Below are 17,127 nucleotides of genomic sequence, written 5' to 3'. Positions count from 1 at the left end.
GGGCAGAAAAAACCCGGCCTACAGGGGCCGGGTCAGGAAGACGGTGGCTACATCACTTTTGTTCGGCAGGCTTGACCAATCGCTTCTCCAGTTCGCGGCAAGCGTTCTGGATCATGTCTTCAGTGATTGGCACTTCGCGCCCATCCTTATCGATAATCGAGCAACCCAGAGGTTGGCCGGGCTTGGTGCGGATCACTTGAATCTTGTCGTCGCTGCTGTGTTGCAAGGACATGGCCTGTCTCCTCATCAGGTTGTGTAAGCACAATAAAACCGTCAGGTGACCAGGCTGTGACAACTCCCTTCGATCTTTCCGGAACGGTATCTTCACTCAAGCAGAAATGACCGTTCGTCTCAACCCGGACATTAGACCGATAGCATCTAGGGGGTAGTCTGGCCGGTCATAATTAACCTGACTCATTGTGATTTGCAGAGTTCCACCCCATTGAGTGTCCAGGCTGGCCCTATTAATCAGCACACGACGTGAACCTGAATGATCCCGATGCTTTCCTCGCGACACCGCCGGGCCCTGCGCCTGACCAGTCATTTTCTCGCTCCTTATCGCTGGCAGGCCTTCGGGGCTTTGCTCGCATTGATCGTCACGGCCGGCATCACCTTGTCGATGGGGCAGGGCATCAAGCTGCTGGTCGATCAGGGTTTCATGACCCAGTCGCCGCACCTGCTCAACCAGTCCATTGGCCTGTTCATGCTCTTGGTGCTGGGACTCGCAGTCGGTACTTTTGCCCGGTTCTATCTGGTGTCTTGGATCGGCGAGCGGGTGGTGGCCGACATCCGTCGGCAGGTGTTCAACCATCTGGTTTACCTGCATCCCGGGTTCTACGAGGACAATCGCAGCTCGGAAATCCAGTCGCGCCTGACCGCTGACACGACGTTGCTGCAATCGGTGATCGGTTCGTCGCTGTCGCTGTTCCTGCGCAATCTGCTGATGGTCATTGGCGGCGTCGTGCTGCTGTTCATCACCAATGCCAAGCTCACCAGTATCGTGGTGATTGCGCTGCCGCTGGTGATTGCGCCGATCCTGATTTTCGGGCGACGCGTGCGTAATCTTTCGCGATTGAGCCAGGACCGGATCGCCGACATTGGCAGCTATGTTTCGGAAACCCTAGGCCAGATCAAGACCGTTCAGGCCTACAACCATCAGGTGCAAGACGAACAACGCTTCGCCGGCACCGTCGAGCAGGCGTTCGAGACCGCGCGCAAACGGATTTTCCAGCGGGCCTGGCTGATCACGCTGGTGATCGTGCTGGTGCTCGGTGCCGTCGCGGTGATGTTGTGGGTCGGCGGCATGGACGTGATTGCCGGGCGGATTTCTGCCGGTGAGCTGGCGGCGTTCGTGTTCTACAGCCTGATCGTCGGCAGTGCCTTTGGCACTTTGAGCGAAGTGATCGGCGAGTTGCAGCGGGCGGCGGGTGCTGCCGAGCGCATTGCCGAATTGCTGCGTTCCGAGAACATCATCCAGCCGCCGAAAGCCGGACTGGTGATCTTGCCGGAGCGGATCAAAGGCGAGCTGGCGTTGCAGGACGTGCGCTTTTCCTACCCTTCGCGTCCGGAAAGCTTTGCCGTTGACGGCTTGAGTCTGACGGTCAACGCGGGCGAAACCCTCGCGCTTGTAGGTCCGTCCGGTGCGGGCAAGTCCACGGTGTATGACTTGCTGCTGCGTTTCTACGATCCGCGCGAAGGGCAAATCCTGATCGATGGCGTGCCGCTGACGAGTCTTGATCCGCTGGACCTGCGCCGCTGTTTTGCACTGGTTTCACAGACTCCGGCGCTGTTCTTCGGCAGCGTCGAAGAAAACATTCGCTACGGTTGCCCGACCGCCACCCTGGGGCAGGTGCAGGAAGCCGCGAAAATCGCCCACGCCCACGACTTCATCGAGCAAATGCCCGACGGCTACCAGACCCATCTGGGTGACGGTGGTCTCGGCCTGTCAGGCGGCCAACGCCAACGTCTGGCCATTGCCCGGGCATTGCTGGTCGACGCGCCGATCCTGCTGCTGGACGAAGCCACCAGCGCCCTCGACGCCCAGAGCGAACACCTGATCCAGCAAGCCCTGCCCAGCCTGATGCAAAACCGCACCACCCTGGTGATCGCCCACCGCTTGGCCACGGTGAAAAACGCCGACCGGATTGCGGTGATGGACCAGGGCAAACTGGTGGCGATCGGTACGCATCAGGAGCTGATCGCGAGCAATCCGCTGTATGCGCGGTTGGCGGCGTTGCAGTTCAGTGATGGGCAGAAAGCTCATTGAATATGGCTGCCGAGCTCGATGGCATCGGGCATTATGGCGACCATTGAGAAGCATCTGGAAAGGATATGAGCCGCTACCAACCCCCGTTGACCCTGACGCCTCGAATGCTTGCGTTGATCGCAGAGATCAGTGAGCAGATCGGTCAGCTTTCGGCTGCTGACAGTGGGCGACAGACACCTCAGTTGCGTCGTGGGAATCGTATTCGAACGATCCAGGCTTCTTTGGCTATTGAAAACAACACTCTCAGTGTCGAACAGGTAACTGCTGTGTTGGCCGGTCAAAGGGTGTTGGGTCTGCCTCGGGAAATTCAGGAAGTGCGCAATGCTTTTGCGGCATATGAGTGCTTGACTGACTGGAAGCCCGGTAATCGTTCTGACTTGCTGCGTGCTCACGAACTGTTGATGCATGGGTTGATTGACGACTTTGGTCGCTTTCGTCGAGCGGGTGTCGGCATCTATCGTGGCGAACAACTGGTCCACATGGCACCGCCGCCAAGCAGGATTGCCCATTTGGTTGACGACTTGCTGGCGTGGCTCGAGGCTTCGGACTGGCATCCGTTGATTACCAGTTGTGTCTTTCACTACGAGTTTGAGTTCATCCATACATTTGCCGATGGCAATGGTCGAATGGGACGGCTATGGCAAACGTTGATCCTCAGTCAATGGCGACCGGTGTTGGCGTATTTGCCTGTCGAGGCGGTGATTCGCGAGCAGCAGGATGATTATTACGCAGCGTTGTCGGCTGCTGACCGAATGGCGGAATCAACGCCGTTCGTGGAGTACATGCTGAATGCGCTGAACCTGGCGTTGCGCGAGGCTATCGAAAATGAGCCTTCTACCGACCAAGTAACCGACCAAGTAAGAAAGCTGCTTCAGCTACTCTTTGATAGCGCTCCACTCAGTGTCAACGAGCTGATGGGGGCGCTGGGTCTGGTCCACAAGGCTACTTTTCGCGCGAACTACCTGACACCCGCTTTAGTGGGTGAATTGATCGAGATGACTGATCCCGACTCGCCGAGGAGCCCGAATCAGAAGTATCGGCTGACTTCGAGCGGCAGATTTCAGCTGGTGAAGTTGCAACACGGTTAGCGAATTATTGATTTCAAAAAAATGCCCGCATCTCTCGATGCGGGCATTTTTGTTTACGTCGATCTTTGCACGATTACTGATCGTCAAAGTACCGCTCATGCCAGTCCACCAGCGGTTGCGGCGAGTTGAGTTTCTGGCCGTAGATCACCGAATAGGACAGCACGTTCTGCACGTACTGGCGGGTCTCGTCGAACGGGATGCTTTCCACCCATACGTCAAAGCTCAGGTGGTCGGCACCGCGCAGCCACTGGCGCACGCGGCCGGGGCCGGCGTTGTAGGCGGCGGAGGCGAGCACGCGGTTACCGTTGAACTGGCTGTGCACCTGGCTCAGGTAGGCGGCGCCGAGCTGGATGTTCTTGTCCGGATCGAGCACCTGCTGCGGCGAGGCCAGCGGAATGCTGAACTTGCGCGCGGTTTCCTTGGCGGTGCCGGGCATCAGTTGCATCAGGCCGCTGGCGCCGACGCCGGAGCGGGCGTCGTCCATGAAGGCACTTTCCTGACGGGTGATGGCGAACACCCAGCTCGAGTGCAGGCCACGAACCTTGGCTTCACGCACAAGGGTGTCGCGGTGGGCCATCGGGAAGCGGATGTCCAGGTCGTCCCAGTATTGCGCCTGGCTGATGGTGCGGATCGCCGGGAAATACCATTTCAGATCGTAAGCCAGTTTGGCCTGGGCGACCATCTCGTCGCGGTTGAAGTGACGACTGACGTGGTACCACTCGCGACGTCCGTCGACGATCTGCCCGCGGGCGTGGAACTCCAGCGCCCGGCGCACGCCAGGGGTGTTGCGCACCTTGTTGATGGTGGCCTGGCTGAGTACCAGCGGTTTGTTGACCAGCGAATAGGGCAGCTGTGAGCGATCGGCGGCCAGGAAACCGTAGAAATCCCGCTCCCGTGCAAGGCTCTTGTACAGCGTCTGTGCTTCAGTGTTCTGCGGTTGCGCCAGTTCCAGGCTGCGGGCCTGCCAGTAACGCCAGCGGTTGGTGGTGGCCAGATCCTGCGGCAGGCGGCGGGTCAACTGATAGGCGTCGTCCCAGCGTGCCAGACGCAGCAACAGGCGCAGGCGCCATTCGGAAACAGTGTTGTCGCGCAGTTCCGGGTCATATTTGGTCATCACATCCAGCGCACGGCTGTCGAATCGACGGGCCAGGGTAAGGCCGATTTCCCGGGCGATGGCGACTTTTTCATCTCGCGAGAAATGCATGCTGCTGGCGTAGCCGTCGAGCAGATCCATGGCCTTGTCCGGATCCTGGCGGGCCAGGCGGCGCAGGCCGAGGCTGACGATGTCCGACATTGGTTCGTCGGCCGGGGTGAAGCGCGATGGCTGGTTGAGCAGTTCAGGTTTCTGCGCCACATCCACCAGCAGACGTCCGCGTGGGGACAGGGTGGTCAGGCCGTTGACCAGGCTGTTGGCCAGTGGATAGTTACGCGCCTGGGCGGCGAGTTTGGTGCGTTCCCAGCGTTTTTGCTCGGTCAACTGGCCATCGGCAGCCCAGATCCCGAACAGCGCGTCACACGCGGCGGGTTGCGATTTGCCGGTCAGCCACAGTTTGTCGGCATTGGCATAACCCTCGGCCTTGTGGCCGCTGCTGATCTGGTACTGCGCGTTCAGGCAGTCCAGTTCGGTGAAGTTGAGCTTCGGATCGTAATACTTGACGAAGGTCGCCCAGTCTCCACGGTCGGCGAGCCAGCGCAACCAGCGCAGCTTCATCCAGTTGGCCTGGGGCAGGTCACCGTGTTCGGCGAGGAATTTCTCGATTTCCGCGTTGCTGGCGGTCTTCAGGCGGGCGGTCAGCTCGTCGTAGGCCAGGTACGGCTCCAGCGGATAATCGGCGAGGGCCTGGCTGTAACGGAAATACGGGCCGGTATCGCCCTTGGCCAGGGCGCGCTTGGCCTCATCGTAATACTGGCGCTGGGTGGACAGGTCCACCGCCTGAGCGGATTGAGCAGCAGCGGCGGTGAGTAGCAAACAGGACAAAACACTGAGAAGGCGACTGCGCATGAGACATCCGGGCAGAGAAATCATGACAAGTGCCAGCGTGGGCGGCACTGAATTGTCTGTAGCTTAGCCTTTTGCCAGCAGACGGCGAAAGCTTTGCAGGCCTTGCGGCACAAGTTCGCAACAAATGTTGTGCAGAGTACGTCAGCGGCGAAATTGCCGGCCTGTTCGGCCCTCGATTCAGGTAGAATGCGCGCCCGGTTTTTGGAGAAGCTCATGACCCTGCTCAAATTCAGCGATGTGTCCCTTGCATTCGGCGCGATGCCGTTGTTGGACAAGGTGTCCTGGCAGATCGCCCGTGGTGAGCGGGTGTGCATCATCGGCCGCAACGGCACTGGCAAATCCAGCATGATGAAACTGGTCAAGGGCGACCAGAAGCCTGACGACGGCGCCGTGTGGCGTGCCCCCGGTCTGAAAATCGGCGAATTGCCGCAGGAATTGCCGGTGGCCGACGAGCGGACCGTGTTCGACGTGGTTGCCGAAGGCCTCGACGGCGTGGGTGCGCTGCTTGCTGAATACCATCACCTGAGCCAGAACATCGTCACCGACGCTGATCTGGAAAAGCTGATGCACGTCCAGCACGATCTCGAAGCCCGTGACGGCTGGCGCTTGCAGACCCTGGTCGACAGCACCCTGAGTCGCCTGCAACTGCCGGCCGACAAGACCCTCGCCGAGTTGTCCGGCGGCTGGCGTCGTCGCGTGCTGCTGGCCCAGGCGCTGGTGTCCGAGCCGGATCTGCTGCTGCTCGACGAACCAACCAACCACCTGGACATCGGTGCGATTGCCTGGCTCGAAGAAGCGCTGAAGGATTTCCAGGGCGCCGTGCTGTTCATCACGCACGACCGTTCCTTCCTGCAAAACCTGGCCACCCGCATCCTTGAACTGGATCGCGGCGGCCTGATCGACTGGAACGGCGACTACGCCAGTTTCCTGGTCCACAAAGAAGCCGAACTGGCCGCTGAAGAAACTGCCAATGCGCTGTTCGACAAGCGTCTGGCTCAGGAAGAAGTGTGGATTCGTCAGGGCATCAAGGCCCGTCGCACCCGTAACGAAGGCCGCGTGCGTGCGCTGAAGGCCCTGCGTGTCGAGCGCAGCGAACGTCGTGAGCGTACCGGCAAGGCCAATATCCAGCTGGAAACAGCGGAGAAGTCCGGCAAGCAGGTAATGGTGCTGGATAACGTGAGTTTTGCGCACCCGGGCGGTCCGTTCCTGATCCGCGATTTCTCCATGGTGCTGCAGCGCGGCGATCGTATCGGCCTGCTCGGCGCCAACGGCACCGGCAAGACCACCCTGCTGAAACTGATGCTCAGCGGTCTGCAACCGACCAGCGGCAAGGTGGAAGAGGGCACCAAGATCGACGTGGCCTACTTCGACCAGTTGCGCCATCAGCTGGATCTGGAAAAGACCGTGGTCGACAACGTCGCCGAAGGTCGCGATTTCATCGATATCAATGGCCAGAGCCGCCACGTGCTGAGCTACCTCGGCGACTTCCTGTTCAGCCCGCAGCGTGCCCGCACGCCGGTGAAGGCGCTGTCCGGTGGCGAGCGTGCGCGCCTGCTGCTGGCCAAGCTGTTCAGCAAACCTGCAAACCTGCTGGTGCTCGACGAACCGACCAACGACCTCGATGTGGAAACCCTCGAGCTGCTCGAAGAAGTGCTGCTGACCTTCAACGGCACTGTGCTGATGGTCAGCCACGACCGGGCATTCCTCGATAACGTGGTCACCAGCACCCTGGTCTTCGAAGGTGAAGGCAAGGTTCGCGAATACGTGGGCGGCTATCAGGACTGGATCCGTCAGGGCGGTTCGCCGCGTCTGTTGGGCGTGACTGAAAGCAAATCCGGCAAGGCCGACCTGAACTCGGCGGTGGTCACTGCCGAACCGGCTCCGGTTGCCGCGCCTGTCGCTGCTGCCCCGGCTGCGAAGAAGAAACTGAGCTACAAGCTTCAGCGCGAGCTGGAAGCGTTGCCGGGTGACATCGACGCCAAAGAGCAGCAGATTGCTGCTGTCGAGGCTGAAATGGCTGAAGCCGGTTTCTACCAGCGTCCGCCGGCCGAAACGGCCAAGGTGATTGCTTCTCTGGAGCAGTTGCAGGCTGAGCTGGATGCGCTGGTGGAGCGTTGGGCCGAGCTGGATGCCTGATTGTTTCCAGGCATGAAAAAGCCCGGCGTCCAGTGATGGGCGCCGGGCTTTTTAGCTTTTCACAAGTGCCTGGGATCAGCGTTTGACCAGGTGCACCGCCAGCACATCGCAAGGTGCGCCGTGCAGGACGTCGTTGGCGGTGGAGCCCAATAGCAACGCCAGACCATGCCGGCCATGGCTGCCGACCACGATCAGGTCGCATTCCTGTTCCTTGGCGAAGTGGTGGATTTCCTGGCGTGGCTGGCCGTAGGTCAGGTGGCAGTTGGAGCCTTCCAGTTCGGTGTATTTGTGCTTCAGGCGCTCAAGGCGTTCCTTGGCCTGATCGAACTGTTGTTGTTGCAGTTGTGACAGATCCATCGGCACATCACCCCCGAAGGCCATGGCCATCGGTTCGACGATATGCACCAGCGACAGCTTGGCGCTATTGCTCACCGACAGCTCTCGGGCGCGGTGGATCACAGGGTCGCACTCTTCGGTCAGATCTACGGCGACCAGGATATGGTGGTAGGGCATGAGGTGCTCCTCGTGAGGGATCAATATTGTTAAGTATGGCTGGTTTCAAGCGCATTGGTTCCAAACTGACGCAATGGGCTCATGACAAAACGGGAGTACACATATGACGGTCTGGCTGGTGGTGTCAATCCTGCTGGTGGTGTTGAGCCCTCTGGCGTGGTTGCGTCCGTCCCGCGCACAGAGTGGCCGGATAGCCTTGCGCGCTGAGGCGCGGCGTATCGGGCTGGCCATGCAGCTGGCGCCGCAGGAGTGGCCGCACTGGCTGAGCCAGGAGCCGCCAAACCCGTGCGCGCAATACCACCGGCCACGGCGCGGCAAGCAGCCGGCGTGCTGGACGTATTGGCAGAAATCTCCGGGCGTATGGGTCAATCAGTGGCAGGAAGTCTGTGAAGATCCGCTTCTGCTGAATCATTTCGAAAAATTGCCGGGCAACGTTTTCAAGGTTGATGCCGACAAGCAGATGATCGCGCTCTATTGGGGCGAGAAAGGTGACGCTTCGGTTCTGCTGGACATTGATGCCACGCTGAAAGCGCTGGCATGACACACCGACGTTTCGCGCTGCAACGGTGCAAAACGTCTGGCAGACGAGCAATAAAAAGCCCGACATGATTCATCGGGCGGGGTTGGCCAGGCAGGCCGGAAATTCTTTTTTTGCGTTGGGCCGGAGTGATCCGGTCAGCAAAAGTGCGCCTGTTTTCCTTCGTAGTCCAGCCAGCGTAGCCTGTTAAACAAGGCTTGCGGTGAATTAGGGCGACTTTTCTAACTATTAATCTTATGAATGCCCTCACATGCAAGCATGCGTGGACGGGCTGCGTCTTACAGAAATGACCGCAAAGTCGCATTTCAACCCGTATTTAGGGCGATTGACAATTGTCGGAAATTCCGTGAAGGTGGCGTACCCAAATCAAACGGGCGTATGAATTGAGCGTTTGTATTGCAGACTGCTCCTACAGAATCCCGACTATCGCGTTGGCGGGTGTGCCGGGTGGATTGGTGTCAGCATTGACGAAAAAGCGTCCTGCCGAGCCATTCGCCTGCGTCCGACGTGTACTGTTCAGCTTCCATATCGTGGAGATCAGTTGATGATTTACGAAGGTAAAGCCATCACGGTTAAAGCTCTTGAAAGTGGCATCGTCGAATTGAAATTCGACCTCAAGGGTGAGTCCGTCAACAAGTTCAACCGTCTTACCCTGAACGAACTGCGTCAGGCCGTAGACACCATCAAGGCAGATGCTTCGATCAAGGGCGTGATCGTCAGCAGTGGCAAGGACGTGTTCATCGTCGGCGCCGACATCACCGAATTTGTCGACAACTTCAAGCTGCCGGATGCCGAGCTGGTTGCAGGCAATCTCGAAGCCAACAAGATCTTCAGCGATTTCGAAGACCTCAACGTTCCGACCGTGGCCGCGATCAACGGCATCGCCCTGGGTGGCGGTCTGGAAATGTGCCTGGCAGCGGACTACCGCGTCATGTCCACCAAGGCCAAGATCGGTCTGCCGGAAGTCAAGCTGGGCATCTACCCGGGCTTCGGCGGTACTGTGCGTCTGCCGCGCCTGATCGGTGCCGACAACGCCATCGAGTGGATTGCCGCCGGCAAGGAAAACCGTCCTGAAGACGCGCTGAAAGTCGGCGCCGTCGATGCCGTGGTTGCCCCTGAAAAGCTGCAGGATGCTGCCCTTGAGCTGATCAAGCGCGCCATCTCCGGCGAGTTCGACTACAAGGCCAAGCGTCAGCCGAAGCTGGAAAAGCTCAAGCTGAACGCCATTGAACAAATGATGGCTTTCGAAACCGCCAAGGGTTTCGTGGCTGGCCAGGCCGGCCCGAACTACCCGGCCCCGGTCGAAGCGATCAAGACCATCCAGAAAGCCGCGAACTTCGGTCGCGACAAGGCGCTGGAAGTCGAAGCCGCAGGTTTCGTGAAACTGGCCAAGACCTCTGCCGCGCAGAGCTTGATCGGTCTGTTCCTGAACGATCAGGAACTGAAGAAAAAGGCCAAGGCCTACGACGAAATCGCCAAGGATGTGAAGCAGGCTGCCGTACTGGGCGCCGGCATCATGGGTGGCGGTATCGCCTATCAGTCGGCCTCCAAAGGTACGCCGATCCTGATGAAGGACATCAACGAGCACGGCATCGAGCAAGGTCTGGCGGAGGCCGCCAAGCTGCTGGTCGGCCGCGTTGACAAAGGCCGCATGACTGCTGCGAAGATGGCTGAAGTGCTCAACGGCATTCGTCCGACCCTGTCCTACGGCGATTTCGGTCACGTTGACCTGGTCGTTGAAGCCGTGGTCGAGAACCCGAAGGTCAAGCAAGCCGTTCTGGCGGAAGTCGAAGACAAGGTCAAAGAGGACACCATCCTCGCGTCCAACACCTCGACCATTTCCATCAGCCTGCTGGCCAAGGCCCTCAAGCGTCCGGAAAACTTCGTCGGCATGCACTTCTTCAACCCGGTGCACATGATGCCGCTGGTGGAAGTGATCCGTGGCGAGAAGTCGAGCGAGCTGGCGATTGCCACCACCGTTGCCTACGCCAAGAAAATGGGCAAGAACCCGATCGTCGTCAACGACTGCCCGGGCTTCCTGGTCAACCGCGTACTGTTCCCGTACTTCGGCGGTTTCGCCAAGCTGGTCAGCGCCGGTGTGGACTTCGTCCGTATCGACAAGATCATGGAAAAATTCGGCTGGCCGATGGGCCCGGCGTACCTGATGGACGTGGTCGGCATCGACACCGGCCACCACGGTCGTGACGTGATGGCTGAAGGCTTCCCGGATCGCATGAAGGACGATCGTCGTTCGGCCATCGACGTGCTTTACGAAGCCAAGCGTCTGGGTCAGAAGAACGGCAAGGGCTTCTACGCCTACGAGGCCGACAAGAAAGGCAAGCAGAAGAAAGTCGCCGATCCGTCGGTACTGGAAGTGCTCAAGCCGATCGTTTACGAGCAGCGCGAAGTCACTGACGAAGACATCATCAACTGGATGATGATCCCGCTGTGCCTGGAAACCGTGCGTTGCCTGGAAGACGGCATCGTCGAAACCGCCGCCGAAGCCGACATGGGTCTGGTCTACGGTATTGGTTTCCCTCCATTCCGTGGCGGTGCGCTGCGCTACATCGACTCGATCGGTGTTGCCGAGTTCGTTGCCCTGGCCGACCAGTACGCTGATTTGGGCGCGCTGTACCACCCGACCGCGAAGCTGCGCGAAATGGCCAAGAACGGCCAGAGCTTCTTCGGTTAAGCGCCCCCAACTAGAGTGAGAGTGAACTTATGAGCTTGAATCCTAGAGACGTCGTGATTGTCGACTTCGGTCGTACTCCGATGGGCCGCTCCAAGGGCGGCATGCACCGCAACACCCGCGCCGAAGACATGTCGGCGCACCTGATCAGCAAACTGCTGGAGCGCAACACCAAGGTCGATCCTGCTGAAGTCGAGGACGTGATCTGGGGCTGTGTGAACCAGACCCTGGAGCAGGGTTGGAACATCGCGCGTATGGCGTCGCTGATGACCCAGATCCCGCACACCTCGGCCGGCCAGACCGTCAGCCGTCTGTGCGGCTCGTCGATGAGTGCGCTGCACACCGCTGCGCAAGCGATCATGACCGGCAACGGTGACGTATTCGTGGTTGGTGGCGTCGAGCATATGGGCCACGTGAGCATGATGCACGGTGTCGACCCGAACCCGCACATGTCCCTGTACGCGGCAAAAGCCTCGGGCATGATGGGCCTGACCGCTGAAATGCTGGGCAAAATGCACGGCATCACTCGCGAACAGCAGGACGCCTTTGGCGTGCGTTCCCACCAGTTGGCCCACAAGGCAACTGTGGAAGGCAAGTTCAAGGACGAAATCATCCCGATGCAGGGCTATGACGAGAACGGTTTCCTGAAAACCTTCGACTACGACGAAACCATTCGTCCGGAAACCACCCTGGAAAGCCTGGCGGCTCTGAAGCCGGCGTTCAATCCAAAGGGCGGCACCGTGACTGCCGGTACTTCGTCGCAGATCACCGATGGTGCTTCGTGCATGATCGTGATGTCGGCGCAGCGTGCACAGGACCTGGGCATTCAGCCGCTGGCCGTGATTCGTTCGATGGCGGTGGCAGGTGTGGATCCGGCGATCATGGGCTATGGTCCGGTACCGGCGACTCAGAAAGCACTGAAACGTGCCGGCCTGGGTATCAACGATATCGACTTCTTCGAGCTCAACGAAGCGTTCGCCGCACAGGCTCTGCCAGTGCTGAAAGACCTGAAAGTGCTCGACAAGATGAATGAGAAGGTTAACCTGCACGGCGGCGCGATCGCCCTGGGTCACCCGTTCGGTTGCTCCGGTGCCCGTATTTCCGGCACCTTGCTGAACGTGATGAAGCAGAATGGCGGCACCTTCGGGGTGGCCACCATGTGCATTGGCCTCGGCCAAGGCATCTCCACCGTCTTCGAACGCGTTTAAGCGTCTCGTCGATGGAAGCCGGGGCCAAGTGCCCCGGTTTTTGTTTTTACGGATTTATTTTTGTTTTTATTTTGAAAAAATTTGAGTGAGGGCCGAAGCATGCCGATACAACCTGGGCTCTACCAACATTACAAAGGTCCGCAGTACCGCGTATTCAGTGTCGCGCGGCATTCCGAGACCGAAGAGGAAGTGGTCTTTTACCAAGCCCTGTATGGCGATTACGGCTTCTGGGTGCGTCCCTTGAGCATGTTCCTGGAGTCCGTCGAGGTTGACGGGGAGCAGGTCCCACGCTTTGCTTTGGTGCAAGCCGAACCGAGCCTTTTTTCGAAGCCGTAAGGCGAGTGCGCGCAAAACCCTGCGCTTGACCTCACCTTGTAGCCACTATATATAGCGGTGCCGCGTCAGGCGCCAACCGCCTTTCACTTCTAGAATTCAGGAATTTTCTGATCCATGGGCAAATCGCTGGTCATTGTGGAATCCCCGGCTAAGGCCAAGACCATCAACAAGTATCTGGGCAACCAATACGTGGTGAAGTCGAGTATCGGCCATATCCGAGACCTGCCCACCAGCGGTTCGGCTAGCGCCAGCAAGGAGCCAGCCGCCAAGCGTGGCAAGGCAGCTGCGGGCGAAGCGCCAGCGCTGTCGCCGAAAGAGAAGGCGCGCAAGCAGCTGGTCTCGCGCATGGGTGTCGATCCGGATCATGGCTGGAAGGCCAAGTACGAGATCCTCCCGGGCAAGGAAAAAGTCATCGAAGAGCTGCGCCGGCTCGCCAAGGATGCTGACACCATCTATCTCGCAACCGACTTGGATCGCGAGGGGGAAGCCATTGCCTGGCACCTGCGCGAAGCCATCGGTGGTGACGACAGCCGCTACAAGCGCGTGGTGTTCAACGAAATCACCAAGAAAGCGATTCAGGAAGCCTTCTCGGAGCCGGGCGAGCTCGATATCGATCGAGTGAACGCGCAGCAGGCCCGCCGTTTCCTCGACCGCGTCGTCGGTTACATGGTCTCGCCGCTGCTGTGGGCCAAGATCGCCCGTGGCCTATCCGCCGGTCGTGTGCAATCGGTGGCCGTGAAGCTGGTGGTCGAGCGTGAGCGTGAAATTCGTGCGTTCATCCCGGAAGAGTACTGGGAAGTGCATGCCGACCTCGGCACCACCAAGGGCTCGACCGTTCGTTTCGAAGTGGCCCGTGAGAAGGGCGAAGCTTTCAAGCCGCTCAACGAAGCGCAGGCCATGGCGGCCCTGGAGAAGCTGAAGTCTTCCAGCTACAGCATCGTCAAGCGTGAAGACAAGCCGACCAGCAGCAAACCGTCGGCACCGTTCATCACCTCCACGCTGCAACAGGCTGCGAGCAACCGCCTGGGCTTCGGCGTGAAGAAAACCATGATGATGGCCCAGCGTCTGTACGAAGCCGGCTACATCACTTATATGCGTACCGACTCGACCAACCTCTCGGCCGATGCCGTGGCGATGGCGCGTACTTATATCGAAGACGAGTTCGGCAAGAAGTACCTGCCGGAAACGCCGAACGTCTACAGCAGCAAGGAAGGCGCACAAGAGGCTCACGAAGCGATTCGTCCTTCCGACGCCAACACCACGCCAAGCAAGCTCGCAGGCATGGAGCGTGACGCTGAGCGCCTCTACGAGCTGATCTGGCGCCAGTTCCTGGCTTGCCAGATGCTGCCGGCGCAATATCTGTCGACCACCGTCAGCGTGGCCGCTGGCGACTTCGAGCTGCGTGCCAAGGGCCGTATCCTGAAGTTCGACGGCTACACCCGCGTTCTGCCGCAAATCACCAAGCCGGGCGACGACGATGTCCTGCCCGACATGGCGCAGGGCGACGTGATGAAGCTGATCAAGCTCGACCCGACCCAGCACTTCACCAAGCCGCCGGCCCGTTACTCGGAAGCCAGCCTGGTGAAGGAAATGGAAAAGCGCGGCATTGGCCGTCCTTCGACCTACGCGGCGATCATTTCGACCATTCAGGATCGCGGTTACGTGACCCTGCACAACCGTCGTTTCTATTCGGAAAAGATGGGCGACATCGTCACCGAGCGTCTGTCCGAGAGCTTCTCGAACCTCATGGACTACGGCTTCACCGCCGGCATGGAAGAGAACCTCGATGACGTGGCCCAGGGCGAACGCGACTGGAAAAACGTGCTGGACGAGTTCTACGGTGACTTCAAGAAAAAACTCGAAGTGGCCGAGAATCCGGAAGCCGGCATGCGTGCCAACCAGCCGGTGATGACCGATATCCCGTGCACCACTTGCGGCCGTCCGATGCAGATTCGTACTGCATCGACTGGTGTGTTCCTCGGTTGCTCGGGTTACAGCCTGCCGCCGAAAGAGCGCTGCAAGGCCACGGTCAACTTGGTGCCAGGCGATGAAATTGCTGCGGACGACGAGGGTGAATCGGAATCCCTGGTGCTGCGCGGCAAGCATCGTTGCCCGATCTGCAGCACGGCAATGGACGCTTACCTGCTCGATGAAAAGCGCAAGCTGCACATCTGCGGTAACAACCCGGATTGCGCCGGCTACGAAATCGAAGAGGGCAGCTATCGCATCAAGGGTTACGAAGGCCCGAGCCTGGAGTGCGACAAGTGCGACAAGTGCGGCAGCGAGATGCAGCTCAAGACCGGCCGTTTCGGCAAGTTCTTCGGTTGCACCAATCCGACTTGCAAGAACACTCGCAAGCTGCTGAAGAGCGGTGACGCGGCGCCGCCGAAGATGGATCCGGTGAAGATGCCTGAGCTGAAATGCGAAAAGGTCAACGACACCTATATCCTGCGCGACGGTGCTTCAGGCCTGTTCCTGGCGGCGAGCCAGTTCCCGAAAAACCGCGAGACCCGTGCTCCGCTGGTGATCGAGATTCTGCCGCACAAGGACGAGATCGATCCGAAGTACCACTTCCTGTGCGAAGCGCCGCAGAAGGATCCAGATGGTCTGCCGGCAGTGATCCGCTACAGCCGCAAGACCAAGGAGCAATACGTCCAGACCGAAGTCGACGGCAAACCGACTGGCTGGAAAGCGTTCTTCGACGGTGGCAAGTGGACCGTTGAAGACAAGCGTCCGGCGAAAGCCAAGGCTTGAGCAAGCGCTGATCCGAGGCTGCCCTGACCGGGTGGCTTCAACACAAAAGGCCGCATGAAAACCTTCTGGTTTTCATGCGGCCTTTTTGTTTAAAGCTTGCGGTCGGATCGACTGATCCATGACACTGTCCGACCTGTATGAAGAAATTATTTCGCTGCGGAGAGTGCCGATATGGCCCACGAGCTCTATACCCGTACCAATCAGAAGATCTATTTCGCGGGTCTGTCGCTGGAAGCGCTGGCCAGGGCTGAAGAGGGGCGGGCGATGAATTCGCTTGCGTTGATTCAGGCCGGGCGCGAATCGGCACTGTTTCATCTCTACGGCGCATTGCTGGGGTTATGTCACGAAATTGCAGGGTTTTACCGTCTGCCACAGGCTAACGCGCCCCGGGCGGAAACGCTGTTGACCCGCGAAGTGCTTGAGTCGATTGCGATTCCAGAGTTGGCCGAGATGGTCGAGTTGGCAGGTAATCCGGAAACCTGGCTGGCTAAATTGCTGGCTGCGCATTCGGCGCTGTTTCAGCCGCCACGGGTGCCACACAAGCCAAAAGGCGATGTGACCCAGCCGCTGATTCAGGCGGTTAATCTGGATGAAGAGCAAGCCCCGGAAGAGTTGAGTCGTGAAGAGCTGGAGAGCTGGCGGCAAAATCTGAAGAGTCTGGCGATCCGTTTCCGTGAAGGCCTGAACGAGTGCTGATGGCTTCTTGACTGGCGGCGACGAGATGCATGCTGCTGGTCAAGATCCCGAGCGAATCCCGAATGATGTCTATATAATCCCTGCCTTTCGTGGAGAACAGACCTATATGCCAACGTCCTTTCTAGAAATTGTCGAGCTACCAGACGGCCGAATCGAACTGCGCAGGGCCGAGGACGAGGGTTCTCTGGTGACTCTGGATTTCTCCGAGGATGCCAAGGCATTTCTGCAGGGCCAGCACGTTGAAATAGCCAAGGCGATGCTCAGCGTTGGCGTGCAGATGGCTGGTCGAATGGTTGAAGGCGAGTTTGATAAGGAAGAGGGGCCGCGGGTTCTTCATTGAGCACCGCCCGTCGATTATCGCTTCGGTTCGGCTTCTCTGTCCTTTGAGAAGCCCCGCGCTCAAAGCAGCGCGTATCAAGTCAGCCCAATCGAATATTCAGACTTTGAGCGTCCCCGGTGCGGGCGGCGCTGATCAGTTGTTGGCGTGAGCCTGAGTTGAGCGGGTTCAACCATGTCACCACCGTATGGCTGCGACCCAGGCGCAGTGCTTCGCAAGCCAGTTGCTGGGCACTCTGAGTCCCACGCGGTTGCAGCAGCAGAATGCGTTCGCGATTCAGTCCTGCATCCCGTAGCCAGGCCTGGGTCAGGCTCGCGGGTGGTGCAATCAGGGTCAGCCATCGTGCGTCCTGATCCTCACTCAACTCCCGAAGTATGGGTGCCAGCAGGTTCAGGCAGTTCCCGGCCGCACCGCGCAGCGACAGTTCACTGAACGCTTCGGGTTCGACATTCCATGGGCGTTCGGCTGCATCCTTGAGGATGGGGGCCAATGGTTGCGCCAGAAAAGCTTCGAACAACGGCAGTTGTGTTTGCTGAGGTGCGTGTGGGAACTGCATAAAGCCTC

The 17,127-nt window shown here is 59.2% G+C and carries 14 protein-coding genes; 10 read left to right on the top strand and 4 right to left on the bottom strand.

Features of this window, described 5'->3' with window-relative positions; translation table 11 throughout:
* Nucleotides 1–52: 52 nt before the first annotated feature.
* Nucleotides 53–232, bottom strand: a complete 180-nt coding sequence (locus M5B98_RS17110) for a PA1571 family protein (RefSeq protein ID WP_065260694.1) — start codon at nt 230–232, stop codon at nt 53–55.
* A gap of 258 nt (nt 233–490) precedes the next feature.
* Between M5B98_RS17110 and M5B98_RS17105 the strand changes: the two genes are divergently transcribed.
* Together M5B98_RS17105 and M5B98_RS17100 are read left to right on the top strand one after the other, a co-directional pair.
* Nucleotides 491–2,266, top strand: a complete 1,776-nt coding sequence (locus M5B98_RS17105) for an ABC transporter transmembrane domain-containing protein (protein WP_248743359.1) — start codon at nt 491–493, stop codon at nt 2,264–2,266.
* Between the two features lie 65 nt (nt 2,267–2,331).
* Complete coding sequence (locus M5B98_RS17100) at nt 2,332–3,354, top strand: Fic family protein (protein ID WP_248743358.1); 1,023 nt, start codon at nt 2,332–2,334, stop codon at nt 3,352–3,354.
* Between the two features lie 73 nt (nt 3,355–3,427).
* On the opposite strand, the gene M5B98_RS17095 is transcribed toward M5B98_RS17100, so the two are convergent.
* Nucleotides 3,428–5,356, bottom strand: coding sequence for a transglycosylase SLT domain-containing protein (locus M5B98_RS17095; protein ID WP_248743357.1), 1,929 nt, complete (start codon nt 5,354–5,356; stop codon nt 3,428–3,430).
* Nucleotides 5,357–5,569: 213 nt separating this feature from the next.
* Between M5B98_RS17095 and M5B98_RS17090 the strand changes: the two genes are divergently transcribed.
* Nucleotides 5,570–7,492, top strand: coding sequence for an ATP-binding cassette domain-containing protein (locus M5B98_RS17090; protein WP_085713134.1), 1,923 nt, complete (start codon nt 5,570–5,572; stop codon nt 7,490–7,492).
* A 75-nt stretch (nt 7,493–7,567) separates the two neighbouring features.
* On the opposite strand, the gene M5B98_RS17085 is transcribed toward M5B98_RS17090, so the two are convergent.
* Nucleotides 7,568–8,005: a universal stress protein gene (locus M5B98_RS17085; protein WP_248743356.1), complete on the bottom strand. Its 438-nt coding sequence runs from the start codon at nt 8,003–8,005 to the stop codon at nt 7,568–7,570.
* 103 nt (nt 8,006–8,108) lie between these two features.
* Here M5B98_RS17085 and M5B98_RS17080 point away from each other — a divergent pair, with 103 nt between their 5' ends.
* The 7 genes from M5B98_RS17080 (at nt 8,109) to M5B98_RS17050 (ending at nt 16,566) form a co-directional block, all read left to right on the top strand.
* Nucleotides 8,109–8,546: a hypothetical protein gene (locus M5B98_RS17080; RefSeq protein ID WP_248743355.1), complete on the top strand. Its 438-nt coding sequence runs from the start codon at nt 8,109–8,111 to the stop codon at nt 8,544–8,546.
* Nucleotides 8,547–9,087: 541 nt separating this feature from the next.
* Nucleotides 9,088–11,235 carry a fatty acid oxidation complex subunit alpha FadB gene (fadB, locus tag M5B98_RS17075; RefSeq protein WP_064598124.1) on the top strand — a complete coding sequence of 716 codons (2,148 nt, stop codon included), beginning with the start codon at nt 9,088–9,090 and terminating at the stop codon, nt 11,233–11,235.
* 29 nt (nt 11,236–11,264) lie between these two features.
* Nucleotides 11,265–12,440 (top strand): acetyl-CoA C-acyltransferase FadA, encoded by a 1,176-nt coding sequence (gene fadA / locus M5B98_RS17070; protein ID WP_007953060.1) that lies wholly within the window; start codon nt 11,265–11,267, stop codon nt 12,438–12,440.
* A 99-nt stretch (nt 12,441–12,539) separates the two neighbouring features.
* Complete coding sequence (locus M5B98_RS17065; RefSeq protein WP_007953059.1) at nt 12,540–12,776, top strand: DUF1653 domain-containing protein; 237 nt, start codon at nt 12,540–12,542, stop codon at nt 12,774–12,776.
* 114 nt (nt 12,777–12,890) lie between these two features.
* Entirely contained in the window at nt 12,891–15,530 is a 2,640-nt protein-coding gene (topA, locus tag M5B98_RS17060) for a type I DNA topoisomerase (RefSeq protein ID WP_248743354.1), read from the top strand.
* A gap of 171 nt (nt 15,531–15,701) precedes the next feature.
* On the top strand, nt 15,702–16,226 hold the full coding sequence (locus M5B98_RS17055; RefSeq protein ID WP_085713138.1) for a DUF6586 family protein: 525 nt from the start codon (nt 15,702–15,704) through the stop codon (nt 16,224–16,226).
* 106 nt (nt 16,227–16,332) lie between these two features.
* Complete coding sequence (locus tag M5B98_RS17050; protein ID WP_003226592.1) at nt 16,333–16,566, top strand: hypothetical protein; 234 nt, start codon at nt 16,333–16,335, stop codon at nt 16,564–16,566.
* A gap of 79 nt (nt 16,567–16,645) precedes the next feature.
* Here the strand turns inward: M5B98_RS17050 and sulA are convergent, their stop codons facing one another.
* Complete coding sequence (gene sulA / locus M5B98_RS17045) at nt 16,646–17,119, bottom strand: SOS-induced cell division inhibitor SulA (protein WP_248743353.1); 474 nt, start codon at nt 17,117–17,119, stop codon at nt 16,646–16,648.
* Between the last annotated feature and the right edge of the window lie 8 nt (nt 17,120–17,127).

The sequence above is a fragment of the Pseudomonas sp. MWU12-3088 genome, assembly GCF_023242405.1.
GTDB lineage: Bacteria > Pseudomonadota > Gammaproteobacteria > Pseudomonadales > Pseudomonadaceae > Aquipseudomonas > Aquipseudomonas kribbensis.
This window is presented reverse-complemented; position numbering and strand designations above follow the sequence as displayed.